Annotated in this window: 18 protein-coding genes; 9 read left to right on the plus strand and 9 right to left on the minus strand. The window is 65.6% G+C overall.

The window, feature by feature from the left end; genetic code table 11:
- The first annotated feature begins 110 nt into the window (after positions 1–110).
- From WA070_RS06060 to WA070_RS06070, 3 genes are read left to right on the plus strand one after another with little or no spacing between them, the layout of a single operon-like run.
- Positions 111–1,646, plus strand: a complete 1,536-nt coding sequence (locus WA070_RS06060) for an NAD(P)/FAD-dependent oxidoreductase (RefSeq protein WP_422633222.1) — start codon at positions 111–113, stop codon at positions 1,644–1,646.
- 4 nt (positions 1,647–1,650) lie between these two features.
- The gene (locus WA070_RS06065; RefSeq protein WP_422633223.1) at positions 1,651–2,070 is read left to right on the plus strand and encodes a GtrA family protein; all 420 of its coding nucleotides are present in this window, start codon (positions 1,651–1,653) and stop codon (positions 2,068–2,070) included.
- Complete coding sequence (locus tag WA070_RS06070; protein WP_422633224.1) at positions 2,048–3,802, plus strand: hypothetical protein; 1,755 nt, start codon at positions 2,048–2,050, stop codon at positions 3,800–3,802. Before WA070_RS06065 ends, WA070_RS06070 begins: the two co-directional genes overlap by 23 nt.
- A gap of 3 nt (positions 3,803–3,805) precedes the next feature.
- Here WA070_RS06070 and msrB read toward each other — a convergent pair whose 3' ends face one another.
- From msrB to WA070_RS06085, 3 genes are read right to left on the minus strand one after another with little or no spacing between them, the layout of a single operon-like run.
- Positions 3,806–4,282: a peptide-methionine (R)-S-oxide reductase MsrB gene (msrB, locus tag WA070_RS06075; RefSeq protein ID WP_422633225.1), complete on the minus strand. Its 477-nt coding sequence runs from the start codon at positions 4,280–4,282 to the stop codon at positions 3,806–3,808.
- An 18-nt stretch (positions 4,283–4,300) separates the two neighbouring features.
- A complete protein-coding gene (locus WA070_RS06080; protein ID WP_422633226.1) occupies positions 4,301–5,491 on the minus strand; it encodes an ABC transporter permease in 1,191 nt (396 codons plus the stop codon).
- On the minus strand, positions 5,488–6,465 hold the full coding sequence (locus WA070_RS06085) for an ABC transporter ATP-binding protein (protein WP_422633245.1): 978 nt from the start codon (positions 6,463–6,465) through the stop codon (positions 5,488–5,490). Before WA070_RS06085 ends, WA070_RS06080 begins: the two co-directional genes overlap by 4 nt.
- 22 nt (positions 6,466–6,487) lie before the next feature.
- On the opposite strand from WA070_RS06085, the gene queG reads away from it, so the two are divergent.
- Positions 6,488–7,552: a tRNA epoxyqueuosine(34) reductase QueG gene (gene queG, locus WA070_RS06090; protein WP_422633227.1), complete on the plus strand. Its 1,065-nt coding sequence runs from the start codon at positions 6,488–6,490 to the stop codon at positions 7,550–7,552.
- Here queG and WA070_RS06095 read toward each other — a convergent pair whose 3' ends face one another.
- Positions 7,553–7,927 carry a hypothetical protein gene (locus tag WA070_RS06095; RefSeq protein WP_422633228.1) on the minus strand — a complete coding sequence of 125 codons (375 nt, stop codon included), beginning with the start codon at positions 7,925–7,927 and terminating at the stop codon, positions 7,553–7,555. It lies immediately after the preceding gene.
- On the minus strand, positions 7,924–8,592 hold the full coding sequence (locus WA070_RS06100; RefSeq protein ID WP_422633229.1) for an EI24 domain-containing protein: 669 nt from the start codon (positions 8,590–8,592) through the stop codon (positions 7,924–7,926). The genes WA070_RS06095 and WA070_RS06100 overlap by 4 nt, the downstream gene beginning before the upstream one ends.
- A 141-nt stretch (positions 8,593–8,733) precedes the next feature.
- Between WA070_RS06100 and WA070_RS06105 the strand changes: the two genes are divergently transcribed.
- On the plus strand, positions 8,734–9,747 hold the full coding sequence (locus WA070_RS06105) for an adenosine kinase (RefSeq protein ID WP_422633230.1): 1,014 nt from the start codon (positions 8,734–8,736) through the stop codon (positions 9,745–9,747).
- 120 nt (positions 9,748–9,867) lie between these two features.
- On the opposite strand, the gene WA070_RS06110 is transcribed toward WA070_RS06105, so the two are convergent.
- From WA070_RS06110 to tsaD, 3 genes are all read right to left on the minus strand, one after another.
- Positions 9,868–11,361: a lipopolysaccharide biosynthesis protein gene (locus WA070_RS06110; RefSeq protein ID WP_422633246.1), complete on the minus strand. Its 1,494-nt coding sequence runs from the start codon at positions 11,359–11,361 to the stop codon at positions 9,868–9,870.
- Between the two features lie 106 nt (positions 11,362–11,467).
- Positions 11,468–12,439: an NAD(P)H-dependent glycerol-3-phosphate dehydrogenase gene (locus WA070_RS06115; RefSeq protein WP_422633231.1), complete on the minus strand. Its 972-nt coding sequence runs from the start codon at positions 12,437–12,439 to the stop codon at positions 11,468–11,470.
- Between the two features lie 13 nt (positions 12,440–12,452).
- Complete coding sequence (gene tsaD, locus WA070_RS06120) at positions 12,453–13,487, minus strand: tRNA (adenosine(37)-N6)-threonylcarbamoyltransferase complex transferase subunit TsaD (protein WP_422633232.1); 1,035 nt, start codon at positions 13,485–13,487, stop codon at positions 12,453–12,455.
- 44 nt (positions 13,488–13,531) lie between these two features.
- On the opposite strand from tsaD, the gene hemC reads away from it, so the two are divergent.
- The 4 genes from hemC (at position 13,532) to WA070_RS06140 (ending at position 16,911) form a co-directional block, all read left to right on the plus strand.
- Entirely contained in the window at positions 13,532–14,458 is a 927-nt protein-coding gene (gene hemC / locus WA070_RS06125; protein WP_422633233.1) for a hydroxymethylbilane synthase, read from the plus strand.
- A gap of 10 nt (positions 14,459–14,468) precedes the next feature.
- Positions 14,469–15,140 (plus strand): uroporphyrinogen-III synthase, encoded by a 672-nt coding sequence (locus tag WA070_RS06130; protein ID WP_422633234.1) that lies wholly within the window; start codon positions 14,469–14,471, stop codon positions 15,138–15,140.
- A gap of 28 nt (positions 15,141–15,168) precedes the next feature.
- On the plus strand, positions 15,169–16,041 hold the full coding sequence (locus tag WA070_RS06135) for a hypothetical protein (RefSeq protein WP_422633235.1): 873 nt from the start codon (positions 15,169–15,171) through the stop codon (positions 16,039–16,041).
- 117 nt (positions 16,042–16,158) lie between these two features.
- Positions 16,159–16,911: an esterase/lipase family protein gene (locus WA070_RS06140; RefSeq protein ID WP_422633247.1), complete on the plus strand. Its 753-nt coding sequence runs from the start codon at positions 16,159–16,161 to the stop codon at positions 16,909–16,911.
- Between the two features lie 109 nt (positions 16,912–17,020).
- Here WA070_RS06140 and gltX read toward each other — a convergent pair whose 3' ends face one another.
- Positions 17,021–18,361 (minus strand): glutamate--tRNA ligase, encoded by a 1,341-nt coding sequence (gene gltX, locus WA070_RS06145; protein WP_422633236.1) that lies wholly within the window; start codon positions 18,359–18,361, stop codon positions 17,021–17,023.
- Positions 18,362–18,413: the final 52 nt, after the last annotated feature.

Genomic DNA, 18,413 nt, shown 5'->3' on the forward strand with positions numbered 1-18,413 from the left:
CGTTCCACATCCGTGGGATGGCCCTTCTTCCTTACCGACCGTTAACCACTCCTTAGAAGATTTCCTTCACTCCCAGGATCACGAATGACCATCCAGGGGAAGTTGTTGCCATGCTGCGTGCCGACCAAAGCGTGGACGTCGCCATCATCGGGGCTGGCCCGGCCGGGCTGACCGCCGCCTATCTGCTCACAAAGCAGGGCTATAGCGTCACCGTCATCGAAAAAGACCCGGTCTATGTCGGCGGCATCAGCCGCACGGTCGAACTGGACGGCTTCCGCTTCGACATTGGCGGCCACCGCTTCTTCTCCAAATCGCAGCAGGTCGTGGATCTGTGGAACGAGATACTGCCCGACGATTTCATCCAGCGCCCCCGGATGAGCCGCATCTATTACGAAGGCAAATTCTACAGCTACCCGCTGCGCGCCTTCGAAGCGCTATGGAATCTGGGCATCTGGCGCTCGACGCTGTGCATGGCCAGCTTCGCCAAGGCGAAACTCTTCCCCAACCGCAAGGTGCGCTCCTTTCAGGACTGGACCGTCAACGCCTTTGGCCACAAACTCTTCTCGATCTTCTTCAAAACCTACACGGAAAAAGTGTGGGGCATGCCCTGCGATGAAATGTCCGCCGACTGGGCGGCGCAGCGGATCAAGGGGCTGTCGCTGTGGGGCGCAGTGGTCGATGGGCTGAAACGTTCGCTTGGCCTCAATAAAAAACCCAATGACGGCATGGCGACCAAGACGCTGCTGGAAACATTCCGCTATCCCCGCCTTGGCCCCGGCATGATGTGGGAAAAGGCGCGCGACCATGTGGTTGCTGGCGGCAACAGCGTGCTGATGGCCCATGGCCTCAAACAATTGTCACAGGATCAGGCAACCGGCCACTGGCGCGTGGTGGCGCAGGGACCGGATGGCGACGTCGTGCTGAACGCTGCCCACGTCATATCCTCCGCACCGATGCGCGAACTGGCAGGCCGCATCCACCCGCTGCCGACGTCCTTGCCGCAGGCGATGGACCTTAAATATCGCGACTTCCTGACCGTGGCGCTGATGGTGAAGGGGCAGGACATTTTCCCCGACAACTGGATCTATATCCACGACAGCAAGGTGCAGGTCGGTCGCATCCAGAATTTCCGCAGCTGGTCGCCAGAAATGGTGCCGGACCCGACACTGGCCTGCGTAGGTCTGGAATATTTCTGTTTCGAAGGCGACGGCCTGTGGTCCGCATCCGACACGGACCTGATCGCGCTGGCGACGAAGGAAATGGCGATACTGGGCCTGTGCAAACCCGACGATGTCGTGGGCGGCGCCGTCGTACGGCAGGAAAAGGCCTATCCGGTCTATGACGATGATTATGCCGCCAATGTGCTGGCGATGCGGTCGGAACTGGAGGCGCGCTATCCAACGCTGCATCTGGTCGGCCGCAACGGCATGCACCGCTATAATAATCAGGATCATGCGATGATGACGGCGATGCTGACCGTGCGCAACATCGCCGCGGGCGCGCGTGTCCATGACGTGTGGCAGGTCAACGAAGATGCCGAATATCATGAAGCCGGTAATGAAGGGCAGGATGCCGACGCACAGGCCGCGCTGAACAGCATGCGCGACGTACCATCGCGCCTGCCGTCTCATCAGAAAGCGGCCTGATCACATGCCTGCGCGCGTCCGCATGCTGGCGCTGCTGGTCGCGCGGCTGACCTTCGCCCGCTATCTGCTGGCCAGCATCTGCGCGCTGTCCAGCGACATGGCGCTGTTCCTGATGCTCGACCATCTGGGCGCGCCGCCGCTCGTCGCGGCCTTTGGCGGTTATGCGGGCGGGTTGCTGGTCCACTGGACAATAAGCGTCCACTATGTATTTGATATAAATAGGGAATATGGATCATCACCGACCCACGCCCAGCGCGCTGCCTTCATTGCCAGTGCGCTATTTGGTATGGTCCTCACTCTGGGAATTGTCGGCGGGCTGAGCATCAACGGCATCGCACCCGCGACCGCCAAATTGCTCTCTGTCCCTGTCAGCTTCCTTACCGTCTATGCAATTCGCAAATATGGCATCTTCGCCCGCGCCTGACCTCCGGCGCGCGGCTCTCTGGGCCGCTGCCGCCTGGATGCTTTGCTGCGCCGCGATGCTATGGCTGTTCCGTGCCGACCTGAACATACTCGCCTTTCGCGATCCCGACGACGCCATGCGCCTGACGCAGGTGCGCGACTGGATCGGTGGCCAGCCCTTCTGGGACGTCAGCCAGCATCGCGTGAACCCGCCCGTCGGCGGTCCCATGCACTGGTCGCGCATCGTCGATATGCCGATCGCCGCGATCATCCTGCTGCTGCGCCCACTGATCGGCATGGCGATGGCGCAGGTCGTGGCTTGCGCCATCGTGCCGCTGCTGCTGCTCGGTGGTCTCGTCGCGGCCCTGTTCATCGCCGCCCGCCGCATCGCCGGGCCATTCATCGCTCTACTTTCCGTCGCTTTGCTGGTGACGGCCCCATCCATCCTCGTCCAGTTCACGCCCCTGCGGATCGACCATCATGGCTGGCAGATCGCCATGGCCGCGATCGCGCTGTGCGGCGCGTTCGATCGGCGAACCGTGCGCGGTGGGATCATCGCCGCGCTGGCACTGGCGATCTGGCTGCTGATTTCCAGCGAAGGCCTGCCCTACGCAGCCTTGTTCACCGCCACCTTCGCCCTGCGCCATTGGCTGGATCGCGACGAAACGCCGCGCTTCGTCGCGTTCGCTGCCACGCTGGGCGGCGGCGCACTGCCGTTGCTGATCGCGTTGCGCGGACCGCAGGCGATCTGGGTGCGCCAGTGCGATGCGCTCTCCTATGTCTATCTCTGGCCGCTGGTCGCGCTTGCGCTCGCCATACCGTTGGCCACCCACCTGATCGGCACGCACAACCGCGCGCGCCGGTTCCTGATCGCGGCCATCGGCGGCGGGGCGGCACTCATCACCTTCCTCGCTACCGGCGGACCGTGCCTGTCGGGCGATCCCTTCGCTGCGCTCGGCCAGCTCGCCTATAAGCTCTGGTATCTTCAGGTGATGGAGGGTCGCCCGATCTGGGAACAGAGCCTGTCGATGCGCGGCGTCATCCTGTTGCCCCCGCTGGTCGGCCTTGCCGCAACCCTGCTTGCCGCCCACGCCGCAAAACCGGGAGATCGGGCGCGCTGGCTGATACTCGCACTGTTACTGGCCGGATCGACTGGCGTCGCGCTGATACTCATGCGCGCATTGTCCGTCGCCCATGTCTTCGCACTGCCCGGCATCGCGTGGCTGTTCAGCGCGCTATTCAAACGGGTGCAGGCATCAAGCCGGGCGCTGTTCCGCATCGTCGGATCGGTGTCGCTGGTCGTGTTGACCCCGGCTGGCCTGTGCGCGCTCTCGGTCGCTATCGCTGCCAAACCTGAACCAGCGAACAAGGCCGGCGTCAATTGCCGCTCGGCAAAGGTGCTGTCGCCCCTCACGAAACTGCCACCGGCAACGCTGTTCGCGCCGCTCGACCTTGGCCCCGACATCCTCGTCCAGACGCGCCACGCGGTCATCGGCACTGCGCATCACCGCAATGCTGCTGGCATCACCGCCGTCATTGAAGGTTTCGTCGCCCCGCCCGACCGCGCCCGCACCGTCATCGCGCGGACCAGTGCGCGCTATCTCGTGACCTGCGAAGAACTGAACGAGTTCCGCCTCTATGGCGAGGAAAACCGCAACGGGCTGGCCGGAATGCTGGCAAAGGGCGCCGTGCCCGACTGGCTGCAACCGCTGCCAGTCAAGGGACCTCTGCGCATCTACGCCATCAAGCGCTGACGATCAGCCGGGCGTGAATCCCATCGCCACGCCGTTCATGCAGTAACGTTTGCCCGTCGGCTTCGGCCCGTCGTCGAACACATGGCCCAGATGCCCGCCGCAGCGTGCGCAATGCACTTCATCGCGCGCATAGCCCAATGTCACATCGCGCGACATGCCCACCGCCTTGGGCAACGGCGCCCAGAAACTCGGCCAACCCGTGCCGCTATCGAACTTGGTCTTGGAACTGAACAGCTTTTGCGCACACCCGGCGCAGGTGAATGTCCCGGCGCGATGTTCCTTGTTCAGCGGGCTGGTAAAGGGCTGCTCAGTCGCCTCTTTACGCAGCACATTATAGGCCAGCGGCGACAGCTTCTTGCGCCACTGCGCGTCACTCAACGCGAAGGGATAGGCCGCGTCAGCCTCGTCGACGCTCATGCGCCAGAAGGTCAGTGCCACCACGCCGGTCGCCGCACCTGTCAGGATCTGCCGTCTGTTCATGTGCCTGTCCTATCCGGTCTAGCCTGTCGTAGTCCTGAACAGCTTCTTCCACCATGATCCGCCCGATTGCATGACATGGCGGCGGAACAGCAGCACGCCGACCCGGATAATCAGCGCAACGAACGCCGCCTGCCATATGATCGCCACCAGATGCGGCCAGATCGCGCCATCCTGCGCCGCCCGCGCGATCATGGTGAAGGGCGAACTGAACGGAAAGATCGCCGCCGCGATCTCCGGCGCCTTGCCCATATGGTCGATGGCATAGCTGGCGAAGAAGAAGATCATCATCTGCCCCATGGTGACGGGCATATTGAGCGTCTGCACTTCGCGTACCGTCGCCGCCTGCGCGCCGATGCCCAGAAACAGCGACCCCAGCAGCGTGTAAGCCATGGCGAAATAGACGATCCCCAGGATCAGGAAGATCGGCCACCCAACCGCAGGCGCGGGCATGGGCGGCGCGCCACTGTTGAGCGCCAGGAAGATGACGAACGCTGTACCGCCCCAAAAGGCGATACCCACGAAACTCATCGCCAGCATCGCCATCAGCTTGCCCAGGAAAATCGCGTCGATCGGCACGGCGGCGGCCAATATCTCGATGATCTTGTTCGTCTTCTCCTCGACCAGATTGGACAGGATCATGCCCGCCAGCAATATGGTGAGGAAGAACATGACGATCTGCGCCACCCGCCCGATCTGAAGCCGCGCCTGCGACTGTGCGCCGAGGCTCGTGGCGACCTCCTGCCGCTGCACCTTGATCAGGCGCAGCGTGCGTTCGGCCTGCGCCGCGCTGGCGATCAGGCTGAGATCGCCCTGCAAGGCATCCAGATCCTCCCCCTTGCCGGTCAGCACAGGATGCGCGACCGATCCCGACAGGATCGCAACGACCGTCGAATCGGACTTCGCCAACTGTGCGCGCGGGGCGGGCGTCATCGGCACGGCGCGCAGGCTGGGCAGCGCCTTTGGTCCCATCCGATCGGTCAGCCGGTCATGCGCCTGTATCATCCGCGCCGTCTCGCTTTGACTCATCGCGACGCCGACGACCGGGCGCAGGTCGGTGGTGGAAATCTTTTCGGTGAATCCGGCAAAAACCATGCCGATCACTATCGGCAGCATCGGGCCGAGCAGGAACAGAATGAACGTGCGTGACAGCACGACGGCGGTAAAATCCCGCCGGGCGATGACCAGCGCGGCGCGGGCGATCTCCCTCATGCGTTTGCCGCCCGCTGCGCGTCGTCGCGCATCTGCTGCGCCGCCGCTGCGCCCGCGATCGCGACGAACGCGTCATGCAGGCCGGGCCGCTCGATCGACAGGCTTTCTATCCCCGCATTGTCGTCCAGCAGCATGCGCAACAGCGGCTCGATCCCGCCATCGGGCAAGGCGAAATGCCATGCGCCATCGTCCGCCATCGCGTCGGCGGGCAGCGCGCGCCGCCACGCCCCCTCGACCGCGCGGGTGCGCAGCCGGACCTGCGGACGCAACTGGTCGCGCGCGTCGCCCACGGTGCCCTCGAACCGGATGCGCCCGCCCGCGACGATGGCGATGCGCTCGCACAATCGTTCGGCATGAGCGATGACATGGGTGGAAAACAGGATAGTGACGCCCTGCGCCGCCTGTTCCCGGATCAACGCCTCCAGCTTTTCCTGATTGATCGCGTCCAGCCCGGAAAAAGGTTCGTCCAGCACGATCAGGCGCGGCTTGTGGATGATGGTGCCGAACAGCTGGACCGTCTGCGCCATGCCCTTGGACAGCTGGCGGATCGGCTTGTCCATCGCCGCGCCCATGCCATGCGCCTCCAGCATTTCCCGCGCCCGCACGCGCCCCTGCTTCAACGGCAATCCCCGCAACGCACCCATGAAGGCGATCGCCTCAAACGCCTTCATCGACGGATAAAGCCCGCGCTCTTCGGGCAGATAGCCGACCTGCCGCGCCATGCGCAGCGGCGCTTCCTCGCCCAGCAATGTGCGATGCCCCTCATCCGGGTCGATGATGCCCAACAATGTGCGCAGCAACGTCGTCTTGCCCGCGCCATTGGGACCAAGCACGCCATAGATGGTCCCGGCAGGCACCGCGATATCGACCCCATCGACTGCGCGAAAGCTGCCGAATGTCTTGACAAGACCATGGCCCTGCAACGCATAGGCGGGCGGAGGAACGGGGGCGGAAAGCGGGGTGTCGCCGTGCATCATGCCCTGATAGTCTGGACCCATGCCCGTGGAAACCGAAACCTTGGCCCTATCGCTGGAAGAGCGGCTGAAACAGGAAGCCGCGCGGCTGGGCTTTGCCGCCTGCCGCATCGCACCTGCCGACGCTGCGCCACTGGCGGCCACGCGGCTGCGTCAATGGCTGGATGCAGGGCATCATGGCGACATGTTGTGGATGGAGGATCGCGCGGACCAGCGCGGATCGCCGCAGGAGTTGTGGCCCGCCGTGCGCAGCGTCATCATGCTCGGCATGAGCTATGCGCCGGGCCATGATCCGCTCGCGCTGGCGGATGTGGGCGACCGCGCACGCATCTCCGTCTATGCGCAGGGCAAGGATTATCATGACGTGGTCAAGAAGGCGCTCAAGGCGCTCGCCCGCTGGCTGGTCGACCAGCAGCCTGCCAGCCTCAAGGTTTTCGTGGATACAGCGCCCGTGATGGAAAAGCCTTTGGCGCAGGGCGCGGGGCTGGGCTGGCAGGGCAAGCACAGTAACCTCGTCAGCCGCGACCATGGCAGCTGGCTGTTCCTGGGCGCGATCTACACCGAACTGGCGCTGGTCCCCGACGGTCCCGAACGCGACCATTGCGGCAGTTGCAGCGCCTGTCTGGACGCCTGCCCGACCGACGCTTTCCCATCGCCCTATGTGGTCGATGCGCGCCGCTGCATTTCCTACCTCACCATCGAACATAAGGGGCCGATCCCGCATGACCTGCGCGCCGGAATCGGCAACCGCGTCTATGGCTGCGACGATTGCCTGGCCGTCTGCCCCTGGAACAAGTTCGCGCAAAGCGCCGCCGCCAACCGGGCGTTCGTCGGCCGGGCGGAACTGGCCGCACCGGAAATCGGCGACCTGCTGGCGCTGGACGATGCGGGCTTTCGCGAAATTTTCTCCGGCTCCCCGATCAAGCGGATCGGGCGCAACCGCATGGTCCGCAATGCAGCAGTCGCGGCGGGCAACAGCGGCGACCCGCGCCTGATCGCCCGTCTCCAACCCTTGCTTGTTGATGAAGACCCGGTCGTCGCCGAAGCGGCAGGCTGGGCAATCGACCGACTCACGCCTGCTGCCTGATCACTTCACCCGCAACGCCGTGGCGCAGGCGGCAGGATCGACATCCGCCCCGGCGGGCGACCGTGCATCGACATGCGTCACCACCGGCTCCTTGCCTCGCGCCTGCGCGTAGAGATAGGCGTCGAGGATACAGCGTCCGCTGGCGAATTGCAGCTTGCGCACCGTCGTCTCACGTATGTCCAGTCGCGGTTCGCCGAACATCTGGCTCAACGTGCGCGCATCCGATCCCAGCAGCGGTCCCTGCTTCATGAAAGCGCTGGCTGGCGGCCCGGCGGGTGGCGGAACCGCGCCGGCGCGGGGCGCAACGCCGCCCGCGCCGCACGCTGCCAGTGGCATCGCCATGAGCATGGACAGGGCAAAACGATACGCAATCATGCAGATGTCCTTGATCGGCCGAGCAGCATATGCACCGCCATAGCCGCGCTCCATATCGGCGCAAGCAGGTTGACCAGCGGAATGAGGAAGATCAGCGCCGAAGCGAGGCCCATAAACCATCGGCTGCTGCGCGCGATAGGCGGCAGGGCAGGGTGGCGCGGCTCCACCATGTCGGCCATGTCACGGCCCAGCAGATAGGCGTTGACGATCAGGAACAGCCCGATCGTCCCGACCCCCGTCGCGAGCAACAGGATATAGCCGGGCAACGCGACCAGATTCCACCCGATCGTCCGCGCCAGCGACGCCAGCGCATAACGTCCGCTGCGCGCCCATCCCACTGGTCGGGCCGTCAGCGCGGCTTGCGGATACCGATCCTGCTCCACCGCCTCGATGATGTCGTCGGCAAACAGGCCCATCACCGCCATTGCGACGGCGCGAAACAGCAGCCATCCCGCGCCGATCATCAGCGCCACTGTCGCGGTCGCTTCGGCCACGCCGCCGCCGCCCCAGCCCAAATGCAGCCGCAGCGCATGAAAACCCCACCACAGGACAGCCGCCAGACCAACGAAGATCACCAGCGTCAGCAACAACGTCCGGCCCAGCAGGCGCAGCGTCCGCTTATGGAAAATCGACGGAAAGGCGCGCAGGGCAGCGGTCAGAACCATGGCCTTCTATCCGCCCTGGCGCACGCCCCGTCAATCTGTCCGTTGATCTGGCCGCCCCCCATCAGACCCGTTGCACGAGTGAAGCCGCGCCTCTACAGCGGGCGCTAATTACTCGTTTCTCCCTTCACACAAGGATATAGCGTGACCGCTTCCGTCCCCACGACCCCGGCCACATTAGACGTCGTCGCGATCGGCAATGCCATCGTCGATGTTCTGGCGCGCAGCGACGACGCCTTTCTGGCCGAACATGCCCTGACCAAGGGCGGGATGCAGCTGATCGACGCGGATATGGCCGAAAATCTCTATGCCGATATGGGCCAGGCCAAGGAAATCAGCGGCGGATCGGCCGCCAACACGCTGGCGGGCCTCGCCGCTCTGGGCAAAAGCTGCGGCTTCATCGGTCAGGTCAATGACGACCAGCTGGGTGCGGTCTTCGCCCATGATGTCCGCGCACTGGGCATCCGGTTCGATACCCCGGCGGTGCAGGGCGACATTCCCACCGCCCGCTGCCTGATCCTCGTCACGCCCGACGCGCAACGCACGATGAACACCTTTCTGGGCGCATCGCAATTCCTGCCGGAACAGGCGCTCGACCTCGACCTTATCCGGTCGGCGGGCATCCTCTATCTCGAAGGCTATCTGTGGGATCCCACCCAGCCACGCGCGGCGATGCGCGCAGCGATTGATGCGGCACGCGGCGCAGGGCGAAAGGTCGCCTTCACCCTGTCCGACAATTTCGTGATCGACCGCCACCGGGCCGACTTCATCGACCTGATCGACCGGGGCCAGATCGACATCCTCTTCTCCAACGAAGGCGAGATTTGTTCGCTGGCGCAGCAGGATGATTTCGACACGGCAGTGGCGACCATCGCCGCCAAGGTGCCGGTGCTGGTATCGACCTGTGGCGAGCGCGGCGCGATCGCGATCGTCGATGGCGTGCGGTACGAAGGTCCGGCAGCCCCCGTCGCACAGATCGTCGATACCACCGGCGCTGGCGATCTCTTCGCCGCCGGCTTCCTCGCCGCCCATATCGACGGCCGCAGTGTGCAGGACGCTCTGTCGCTGGGCGCAGCAGCGGCCGCCGAAGTCATCTCTCACTGGGGCGCCCGTCCCGAAGAAGACCTGGGCATCATCCGCGACAAACTGTTCCTCTAAAAAATCCTCCCTCAGCGGGGGAGGGGGATCACGAAGTGGTGGAGGGGTGTCGCCCTATCGAGAGGATGACACCCCTCCGTCTGACCTTTGGTCAGCCACCTCCCCTGCGAGGGCAGGATTTTAAGCCTTCTGTTTGCGAAACAGCTTACGATCTTCGGACCCGAAGCCCCAGCGCCAGATGACGAACCCATAAGCGCCCAATATCGCCCAGACGCCGACCACCAGTTCCACCCACTCCAGACGCGGCGGCAATGCGACGAAGCCTGCGCCTACGATGCACCCGACGCCCGCCGCGCTCAGCAGCGGCCAGCGCCAGGCATTGATCGGCGCATCCAGCAACTTGGCAAGCAGCCGCGCCTTGACGAAGGCGCTGACGCCCAGCGCCAGGCACAGGGCCAGCGCAGGCGCGGCGGCGATCCACATCACCGGCAGTCCGAACCGCCGCGCGAGCAGGATCAGGGCAAAGCTGAACCCAGCCTGCAACGCAATCATGATGAGCGAGATCATCAGGTTGCGGTGCCGCGCGATATAGACCAGCGCCGATTCGCTGACGACTGCGGTCGCCGCGACCACTTCGGCCAACAGCAGGAAGGCGAGCGCGCCGGTGCCGCCGACGAAGTGTGGCCCGACCAGCCCCATCACCGCCTCGCCCGGAATGCCCAGCGCCAGCGCGATTCCCGCCTGCGCGGCGATGATCCAGAAACCGACCTGGCTCACCTGCTGCGCGATGCCGACCAGATTGCCCTCGGCCAGATTGCGGGTGATGACCGGTCCCAAAATCGGATCGAAACTGGTCTTGAGTTTCTGCGGCAGGGACGCGACCTGCTGCGCGACATAATAGATGCCGACCACCGCCGGGCTGACGAACAGGCCCAATATCGCCAGATCCAGCCTGCGCGATCCCCATTCCACGCCATCCGCGGCGGCCAGCGGCAGATTGCGCCGCGCCAGCCGCCACAGCCGCCCGCCATCGGGCCGCCATCCGACCGGCACGCCATAATGGCGCGCGGCCGGGATCAGCGACGCGACCATCGCGGCGATCATGGACACGGCATAGGACAGGATCAGCCCGTCGCGCGTCGAATAAAAGGAAAAGGCGAACGCCCCGATGCTGATCGCCCAGGGTTCGATGATCGATCGCGCCCGCACCGTCGCACCGACGTCGAATTTATACGCGCATGCCGCCAGCGCGACATCCGACGTCGCCACCGCAATCACGATCAGCGCCAGTAGCCGGTCCAGCCCATTGATCCCGCTATTGGGAAACATCGCCTGCGGAAAGGCGAGAAGGATGGCCGATCCGAACAGCGCGGCAGCGAATGTCACCATCATCGCGTCGGTTACGACATGGGCGTGGGGCCGCTCGGTCTGGCTCAATGCCCCGGCCAGTCCGCGCTTGAGGCCCAGCGTGGCGAGTTGCGCGATGAACTCCACGACCAGCACGGCATAGGCAAAGCGCCCCAGCGCATCCGCGCCATACCAGCGGCCCGCAATGAACAGGAAAGGCAGGCGCGCGGCCAGCCGCAGCAGAAATCCGAATATATTGGTCCGCCCGCCCTTGGCCAGGGCGGCTATGTCATCCTGGTCCTTCGACGCGGTTGCCTGTCCGGGCACCTGCGCAGGTGGCTGTGTCGCCAAACGACTTCCCTCTGTCGGCCCATCCCGTTGGGGGCCGTCTGATCCATGGATGATAGACATGATATATGTGTGACGCGACGCTTTATTCGGGCCGCAACGGGCGCGCGAGCAGCGCGTCGATCACTGCGCTCAACGGCGCGGCCTCGGTCAGCAGCGCACACACCGCCTCGACCACGGGCATCTCTACGCCCGCTGCGTGCGCCGCGTCGCGCAGCACGGGTGCGGTAAACGCACCCTCCGCCACCGTGCGCCGGTTGGCCATCAGGATCGCGGCGCTCTGTCCCTCGCCCAGCCCCTTGCCCAGCGAGAAGTTGCGCGAATTGGTGGACGAACAGGTCAGCACCAGATCGCCCAGCCCCGACAGGCCGCCCAGCGTTTCCGCCCGCGCCCCGCGCGCCAGCCCGAACCGCGTCATTTCGGCAAAGCCACGGCTGATGAGCGCCGCACGCGCATTCAGGCCCAGGCCCGCGCCATCGGCGACGCCACAGGCGATCGCCAGCACATTCTTGACCGCTCCGCCAATCTCCGCGCCGATCACATCGTCGGACAGATAGGGGCGGAAGGCAGGGCGTGCGATGCGAGCGGCCAGTTTCGCGCCCAGCGCCAGATCTTCGCACGCCAGCGTGATCGCGGTCGGCAATCCCTTGGCCACTTCATGCGCGAATGTCGGGCCGGACAGTACGGCGATGGGCGATGTCGGCTGCGCCGCCTGCGCCACTTCCGACATCAGCAGGCCGGTCTCCGCCTCTATCCCCTTGGAACACAGGATCAGCGGCACACCGGCGGGCGCCTGACTCACGACGCCGCGCAGATGCTGCGCCGGGCTGACGACCAGCAGCAGGTCGCAGCGATCCAGATCGGCCATCGCACCAGTCGCGATGATTCCGGGGGCGAGCGGAATATCGGGCAGATAGAGCGGATTGCCACGCCCGCCATTGATCGCGTCCACGACCTCCGGCTCCAGTGCCCATAGGGCGACTTCTTGCCCGGTGCTGGCCAGCAGTTGCGCCAATGCCGTACCCCACGCGCCCGCGCCGATGACGCCCGCTTTCATAACTGCCCCCGCTTCATGCTTTCACCCCTGCGCCGCGTGCTTTTTCCGCTGCCGGGTCGAGCGGCCAGCGCGGCCGGGCCGGCACGGTCAGGTCGTCGATCAGACCCACGGCATAGCGCTCCGCTCCGGCCCACGCGATCATGGCCGCATTATCGGTGCATAGCCACAGTGGTGGCGCGACGAAGGGCAGGCCGTGACTGGCCGCCAGCGTTTCGAGCGCACCCCGGATCGCCTGATTGGCCGCAACGCCGCCCGCTACGACCAGCGCGGTCATCCCGGTCTGCGTCGCCAGCTGCCGTCCCGTCCGGTCGACCAGGCAATCTATCACCGCCTGCTGGAAACTCGCCGCAATATCGTCGGTCGCATGATCGCCCGATTGCACCGCGCGCATCACTGCGCTTTTCAGGCCCGCGAAGGAAAAATGCGGTTCCGCCGTCCCGACCAGCGGACGCGGCAGCTTCACCGCCTTGGCATTGCCGCGCGCCGCCGCCTGTTCCACCAGCGGCCCGCCGGGATAGCCCAGCCCCAGCAGCTTGGCGGTCTTGTCGAACGCTTCCCCCGCCGCATCGTCGATCGTGGTGGCCAGCCGCGCATAATCTCCCGGTCCTTTCACCGCCAATATCTGGCAATGGCCGCCCGACACCAGCAGCAGCAGATAGGGAAATTGCAGCGTCCGGTCGGCGAGGCGCGGCGACAAAGCATGCCCCTCCAGATGGTTGACCGCGATCAACGGCTTGCCTGCCGCATGGGCCAGCGCCTTGCCCGTCACCAGCCCCACCATGACCCCGCCGATCAGCCCCGGCCCGGCGGTCGCCGCGATCACGTCCACATCGGCCAGCGTCATCTTCGCATCGGCCAGTGCCGCTTCGATCAGGGGCGTGAGCACTTCCACATGCGCGCGCGCCGCGATTTCGGGAACGACCCCGCCGTAGGGGCGATGCGCTTCCTCCTGCGTTGCCAGCCGGTGCGCCAGAATCCGCCCGTCCGCGCTCACCAGCGCCGCTGCGGTTTCATCGCAACTCGATTCCAGGCCCAGGATGATCGTCATTCTCGCTTCCATCTAATGCCCGTGGTCATTAGAGCAAGCCGCATATGCTTTTGTCCGATCGACCGTTGCGCCTCGGCACCAGAGGTTCGCCTCTCGCGCTGGCTCAGGCGCGCATGACCGCCCGCGCCCTGTGCGACACCCACGGCTGGCGCGACGACGCCGTAACCATTGTCACCGTCCAGACCAGCGGAGACCGGATTCAGGACCGCGCGCTGGCCGACATCGGCGGCAAGGCGCTATGGACCAAGGAACTGGATCGCGCCCTGTTTGCAGGCGACATCGACTTTGCGGTCCACAGCATGAAGGACGTCGAAACGCTGCGCCCCGACGCGCTGCATATCGCCGCCATGCTGCCCCGCGCCGATGTCCGCGACCGGTTGGTGGGCGCTGACGATTTCGCCGCGCTCCCGGCCAACCCGATCGTGGGGACCAGTTCTCCGCGCCGCGCCGCGCAGGTCAAGCGGCTGCGCCCGGACGCCACCATCACCCTGTTTCGCGGTAATGTGGCCACGCGCCTGTCCAAGCTGGCGGCGGGCGAAGTCCATGCGACCCTGCTGGCCGCCGCCGGGCTGGACAGGCTGGGGCAGGGGGATGTCGGCACGACCATCTCCACCGACATCATGCTGCCCGCCCCGTCGCAGGGCGCGGTTGGGATAGAAGTGCTGGGCGACAACTCCATCGTGCGCGATGCGATCGCGGCGATCGGCCATGCCGACACGATGGACGCGGTGTTGGCCGAACGCGGCGTGTTGCTGGCGCTCGGCGGCACCTGCCATTCGCCGATCGCGGCACTCGCCCTGATCGATGGCGACCGGCTCCACCTGCGCGCTGAGATCGTCAGCCCCGACGGGCAGGAAACCATCTTCCACGAAACCCGCATCGACCGGCATGACGGGGCGGGTGCGCAGGCGCTGGGCCATGCATTGCTGGCCGACGCCAGTCCCGCGCTGCGATCCCTGTTCGAACAATGAGCATGCGGCTGTGAAGCGCGTCCTGATCCTGCGACCCGAACCGGGCGCGGGCGGCACGGCGCGCAAGGCGGCACGGCTCGGCCTCGATGCGGCAGTCCACCCCCTCTTCGCGCCGCAGCCCTTGCCCTGGACACCGCCCCCCGCCACCGGGTTCGACGCCCTGCTGCTGACCAGCGCCAACGCCGCGCGGCTGGCGGGCGAGGGGCTGGCCACCTATCAGGCGCTGCCCTCCTATGCCGTGGGGCAGGCCACTGCCGACGCCCTGCATACCCAAGGCTTTGCCACCGTGATCGCAGGCGATGCCGACGCCAGCGCCATCGCCGCCCGCATCGTCGCCGACGGCCACCGCCGCGTCCTGCATCTGGCCGGCACTACGGTCGCACCCATGGATGCAGGTCCGCTGCACATCACGCGCATCGCCATCTACACCATGTCCAGCCTGCCGCCCGACCCCGCGCTGCTGCGCGCCGCAATGCCCGGATCGGTGCTGCTGATCCATTCGCCGCGCGCCGGGGAAAGGCTGGCCGAGCAGATCCCCCCGCAGGCCCGCACCAGCCTGCACATCGTCGCGATCAGCCCCGCCGCGCTCGCCGCCTGCGGCACCGGCTGGGCCAGCAGGCAGGCACCCGACCGACCGCAGGATGACGACATGCTGGCCCTCGCCCTTTGTTTGTGCGAATGACAGGCCGATGACAGGAGAAAGAGTCAGAATGAGCGACGAGGAAGGGGCTGGCGCCACCATCATACCGCCACCACCGGCGCGCCGCAGCCGCATCCTGCCCCTGTTCATCCTGATGATGCTGGCCTTCGCGGTCGGCGTCGCCATCACCGTCTGGGCCTGGCCCCAGATCCAGCGCCGCTGGACCGGACAGACTGCCCAGCCCGTCCTTGCCACCGCGCCTGCCAGCAAAGCCACGCCCCAGACGCTGGCGCAATCGCTCACGCCCGACATCGCGCAGGTGCTCGACAGCCGCGTCATGCAACTGGAGGAAAGGCTGACCCGCATCACCGTGGAGGCGCAGGCCGCATCGGGCAACGCCGCTCGTGCCGAAGGACTGCTGGTTGCCTTCGCCGCCCGCCGCGCACTCGATAGCGGCGCACCGCTCGGCTATGTAGAGGGGCAGCTGCGCCTGCGTTTCGGTCAGGCCCAGCCCCGCGCCGTCGCCACCATCATCAACGCCGCGCGCGAACCGGTGACGCTGGCGGACCTGCGCGGTGGTCTGATCGACGTGGGGGATAGGGTGACGACGCCGCCCGCTTCGGCCAACTGGTGGACCGCGATCGAACATGAAGCGCGCGAACTCGTCACCATCCGCCGCGCCTCCACACCTTCGCCCCGTCCGCAGGCTGCGCTCGACCGCGCGATTCACTTTCTCGACGGCGGCCGGGTAGGCGCCGCGCTGGCCGAAGTCGAACGCATGCCCGGCCGCGTTGCCGCCGATCGCTGGATGCAGGCGACTCGCCGCTATCTGGAGGCACGCCGCGCGCTCGACCTGATCGAAACTGCCGCCATCCTCGAACCGCGCACCATGCAAATGACCGAAAGCGCGCCGGTCGCGCAGGCATCGCCCCTCGCGCCCTGAACTCCGCCGCCAAACTGTCGATGAACCGTTCGTCGCTTGCGACGAAACTCATGGACGCGGCCTGCGTTTGTCACGACAATGTCATCTTTGCCTTCGGGCTTTCAGGATAATGTCGCCGTGTCCCCCTATGCCCAATCTGTTTCGACCTTCTGGAAAGGTCGTTTCGCGCCCGGTCAGCGCGCCGCGACCCTGCCTACGGTCCAGCAACTGATCGGCAATCTGTCTCTGCCCTATGATCTGGCGCGGACGAAGGCGCAGGCGGACATGCTGGCGACCCAGATTCGTGGCGATGGACGATCGGTGCTGTTGATTCCCGGCCTGCTTGCGTCGGAACAGCGTATGGGCTGGCTGCGCGACATATTGGGCCGCGCCGGGTTCGACGTGCATGACTGGGGCATGGGCCGCAATTTCGGACCAAAGGCCGACAGTCTCGACCGCATCGATCGCCGCGTCGATGAAATCCGGCAGGCGACCGGCGCACCCGTGACGCTCGTCGGCTGGAGTCTCGGCGGCCTCTACGCGCGCGAATATGCCAAGTTCGCCCCCACCAAGGTTGGCGGCGTGGTCACGATGGGCACACCCTTCTCGGGCGATCCTCGTGCGAATCATGCCTGGCGTCTCTATCAATTGGTGTCCGGTTTCCCCGTCGACCGCCCGCCCTTCCCCTGCGCTCGTGAAGAAAAGCCGCCGGTTCCGACTGTGGCGCTCTGGTCGCGCCGCGATGGCGTGATACTGCCCGAATGCGCCAAAGGGCGCACGGGCGAACGAGACGCTGCGATTGAAGTGGACTGCACCCATATGGGCTTCGCCGCCGCGCCCGAAGGCATAGCCGCCGTCGGTCGCGCCCTCGATCTTATGCGGACGCTGTAAAGGCCTTACACCCCATCCGTTCGCTTCGAGCGAAGTCGAGAAGCCGATAGCCCTGCGCCTGCGTTTCTCGACTGCGCTCGAAATGAACGGGTGGCGGGTATCTGCCTCATTAATCCGCAATCATCGCCTTTAGCCGCGCCAACGCCTGTTCCCGGCCAATCAGCGGCAGCATCTCGCCCATATCCGGGCCATGATCCAGCCCCGTCAGTGCCCGGCGCAGCGGAAGGAACAGCGTCTTGCCCTTACGCCCCGTCTGCGCCTTCAATGCCTCCGTCAGCGCGCGCCAAACGCCAGCATCGAACGGCAGGTCGGTCAGCGCTGCGTGCGCCAGCACCAGAAACTCCCGGTCCTCCACTGCGCAATCCATCGCATCGATCGGTCCCGTGACGATGCGCCACCAATCGCCCACCGACTGCATCGTCCCCAGATTGGGCCGAATCGCCTGCCACGCCGCCTCATCCATTCCTTCGGGCAAGCGGTCGGCGACTGCATCATAGGGTAGTTGATGCACGATCTTCTGGTTCAGCCCGGCCAGTTCCGCCTCATCGAAGCGCGCGGGCGCGCGGCCGAAATGGGCGAAATCGAAACTGTCGATCAACGGCCCCATCGATCCGAACGGTTCGACAGGCATCGAACTGCCCAGCCGCGCCAGCAGGGCGACGATCGCCATCGGCTCCATTCCCGCCTCGCGGAAATGCGCGACGCCCAGCGATCCCAGCCGCTTGGACAGCTTGCCCTCGCTGCCCGTCAGCAACGCTTCATGGGCAAAGGCGGGCAGGGCCGCGCCCAGGCCTGTAAACATCTGGATCTGCGTCGCGGTATTGGACACATGATCCTCCCCGCGCAGCACATGAGTCACACCCATGTCGATATCGTCGATCACCGACGGCAGCATATAGAGCCATGACCCGTCGGCACGGCGAATCACCGGATCGGACAAGAGTTTGGGATCGAACCGCTGCTCCCCCCGGATCAAATCGGTCCACATGATCGGCGCATCATGATCCAGCCTGAACCGCCAGTGCGGCGTGCGCCCCTCCGCCTCATAAGCCGCGATCTGCTCAGGCGTCAGCGTCAGCGCGGCGCGATCATAGACCGGTGGCAACCCGCGCCCCAACAATATCTTGCGGCGCAGTTCCAACTCCTGGCTGGTCTCATAGGCGGGATAGACTCGCCCCAAAGCCTTGAGCGCCGCAAATCTTTCCTCGTAAAGCGCAAACCGATCCGACTGCCGCGCTTCACCATCCCACGCGATGCCCAGCCAGCGCAGGTCGTCCTTTATGCCATCGGCATATTCGGCACGTGACCGTTCTAGGTCGGTGTCGTCCAGCCGCAGCAAAAACTGCCCACCGCTCTTTTGCGCCCACAACCAGTTGTGCAGCGCGGCACGGATATTGCCGACATGCAGATGGCCGGTGGGGGAGGGAGCAAAGCGGGTGATGACGGTCATGATGGTCACTCATGTCCCGTTCGGTTCGAGCCTGTCGAGAACAGTTCTCGAC

This window comes from Sphingobium sp., from assembly GCF_049304695.1.
Classification (GTDB): domain Bacteria; phylum Pseudomonadota; class Alphaproteobacteria; order Sphingomonadales; family Sphingomonadaceae; genus Sphingobium.

Excerpts from the sequence above, each read along its gene's own strand:
- WA070_RS06060 (WP_422633222.1), top strand. The coding sequence starts at position 111 with ATGCTGCGTGCCGACCAAAGCGTGGACGTCGCCATCATCGGGGCTGGC.
- WA070_RS06065 (WP_422633223.1), top strand. The coding sequence starts at position 1,651 with ATGCCTGCGCGCGTCCGCATGCTGGCGCTGCTGGTCGCGCGGCTGACC.
- WA070_RS06070 (WP_422633224.1), top strand. The coding sequence starts at position 2,048 with ATGGCATCTTCGCCCGCGCCTGACCTCCGGCGCGCGGCTCTCTGGGCC.
- msrB (WP_422633225.1), bottom strand. The coding sequence starts at position 4,282 with ATGAACAGACGGCAGATCCTGACAGGTGCGGCGACCGGCGTGGTGGCA.
- WA070_RS06080 (WP_422633226.1), bottom strand. The coding sequence starts at position 5,491 with ATGAGGGAGATCGCCCGCGCCGCGCTGGTCATCGCCCGGCGGGATTTT.
- WA070_RS06085 (WP_422633245.1), bottom strand. The coding sequence starts at position 6,465 with ATGCACGGCGACACCCCGCTTTCCGCCCCCGTTCCTCCGCCCGCCTAT.
- queG (WP_422633227.1), top strand. The coding sequence starts at position 6,488 with ATGCCCGTGGAAACCGAAACCTTGGCCCTATCGCTGGAAGAGCGGCTG.
- WA070_RS06095 (WP_422633228.1), bottom strand. The coding sequence starts at position 7,927 with ATGATTGCGTATCGTTTTGCCCTGTCCATGCTCATGGCGATGCCACTG.
- WA070_RS06100 (WP_422633229.1), bottom strand. The coding sequence starts at position 8,592 with ATGGTTCTGACCGCTGCCCTGCGCGCCTTTCCGTCGATTTTCCATAAG.
- WA070_RS06115 (WP_422633231.1), bottom strand. The coding sequence starts at position 12,439 with ATGAAAGCGGGCGTCATCGGCGCGGGCGCGTGGGGTACGGCATTGGCG.
- tsaD (WP_422633232.1), bottom strand. The coding sequence starts at position 13,487 with ATGACGATCATCCTGGGCCTGGAATCGAGTTGCGATGAAACCGCAGCG.
- hemC (WP_422633233.1), top strand. The coding sequence starts at position 13,532 with ATGCTTTTGTCCGATCGACCGTTGCGCCTCGGCACCAGAGGTTCGCCT.
- WA070_RS06135 (WP_422633235.1), top strand. The coding sequence starts at position 15,169 with ATGAGCGACGAGGAAGGGGCTGGCGCCACCATCATACCGCCACCACCG.
- gltX (WP_422633236.1), bottom strand. The coding sequence starts at position 18,361 with ATGACCGTCATCACCCGCTTTGCTCCCTCCCCCACCGGCCATCTGCAT.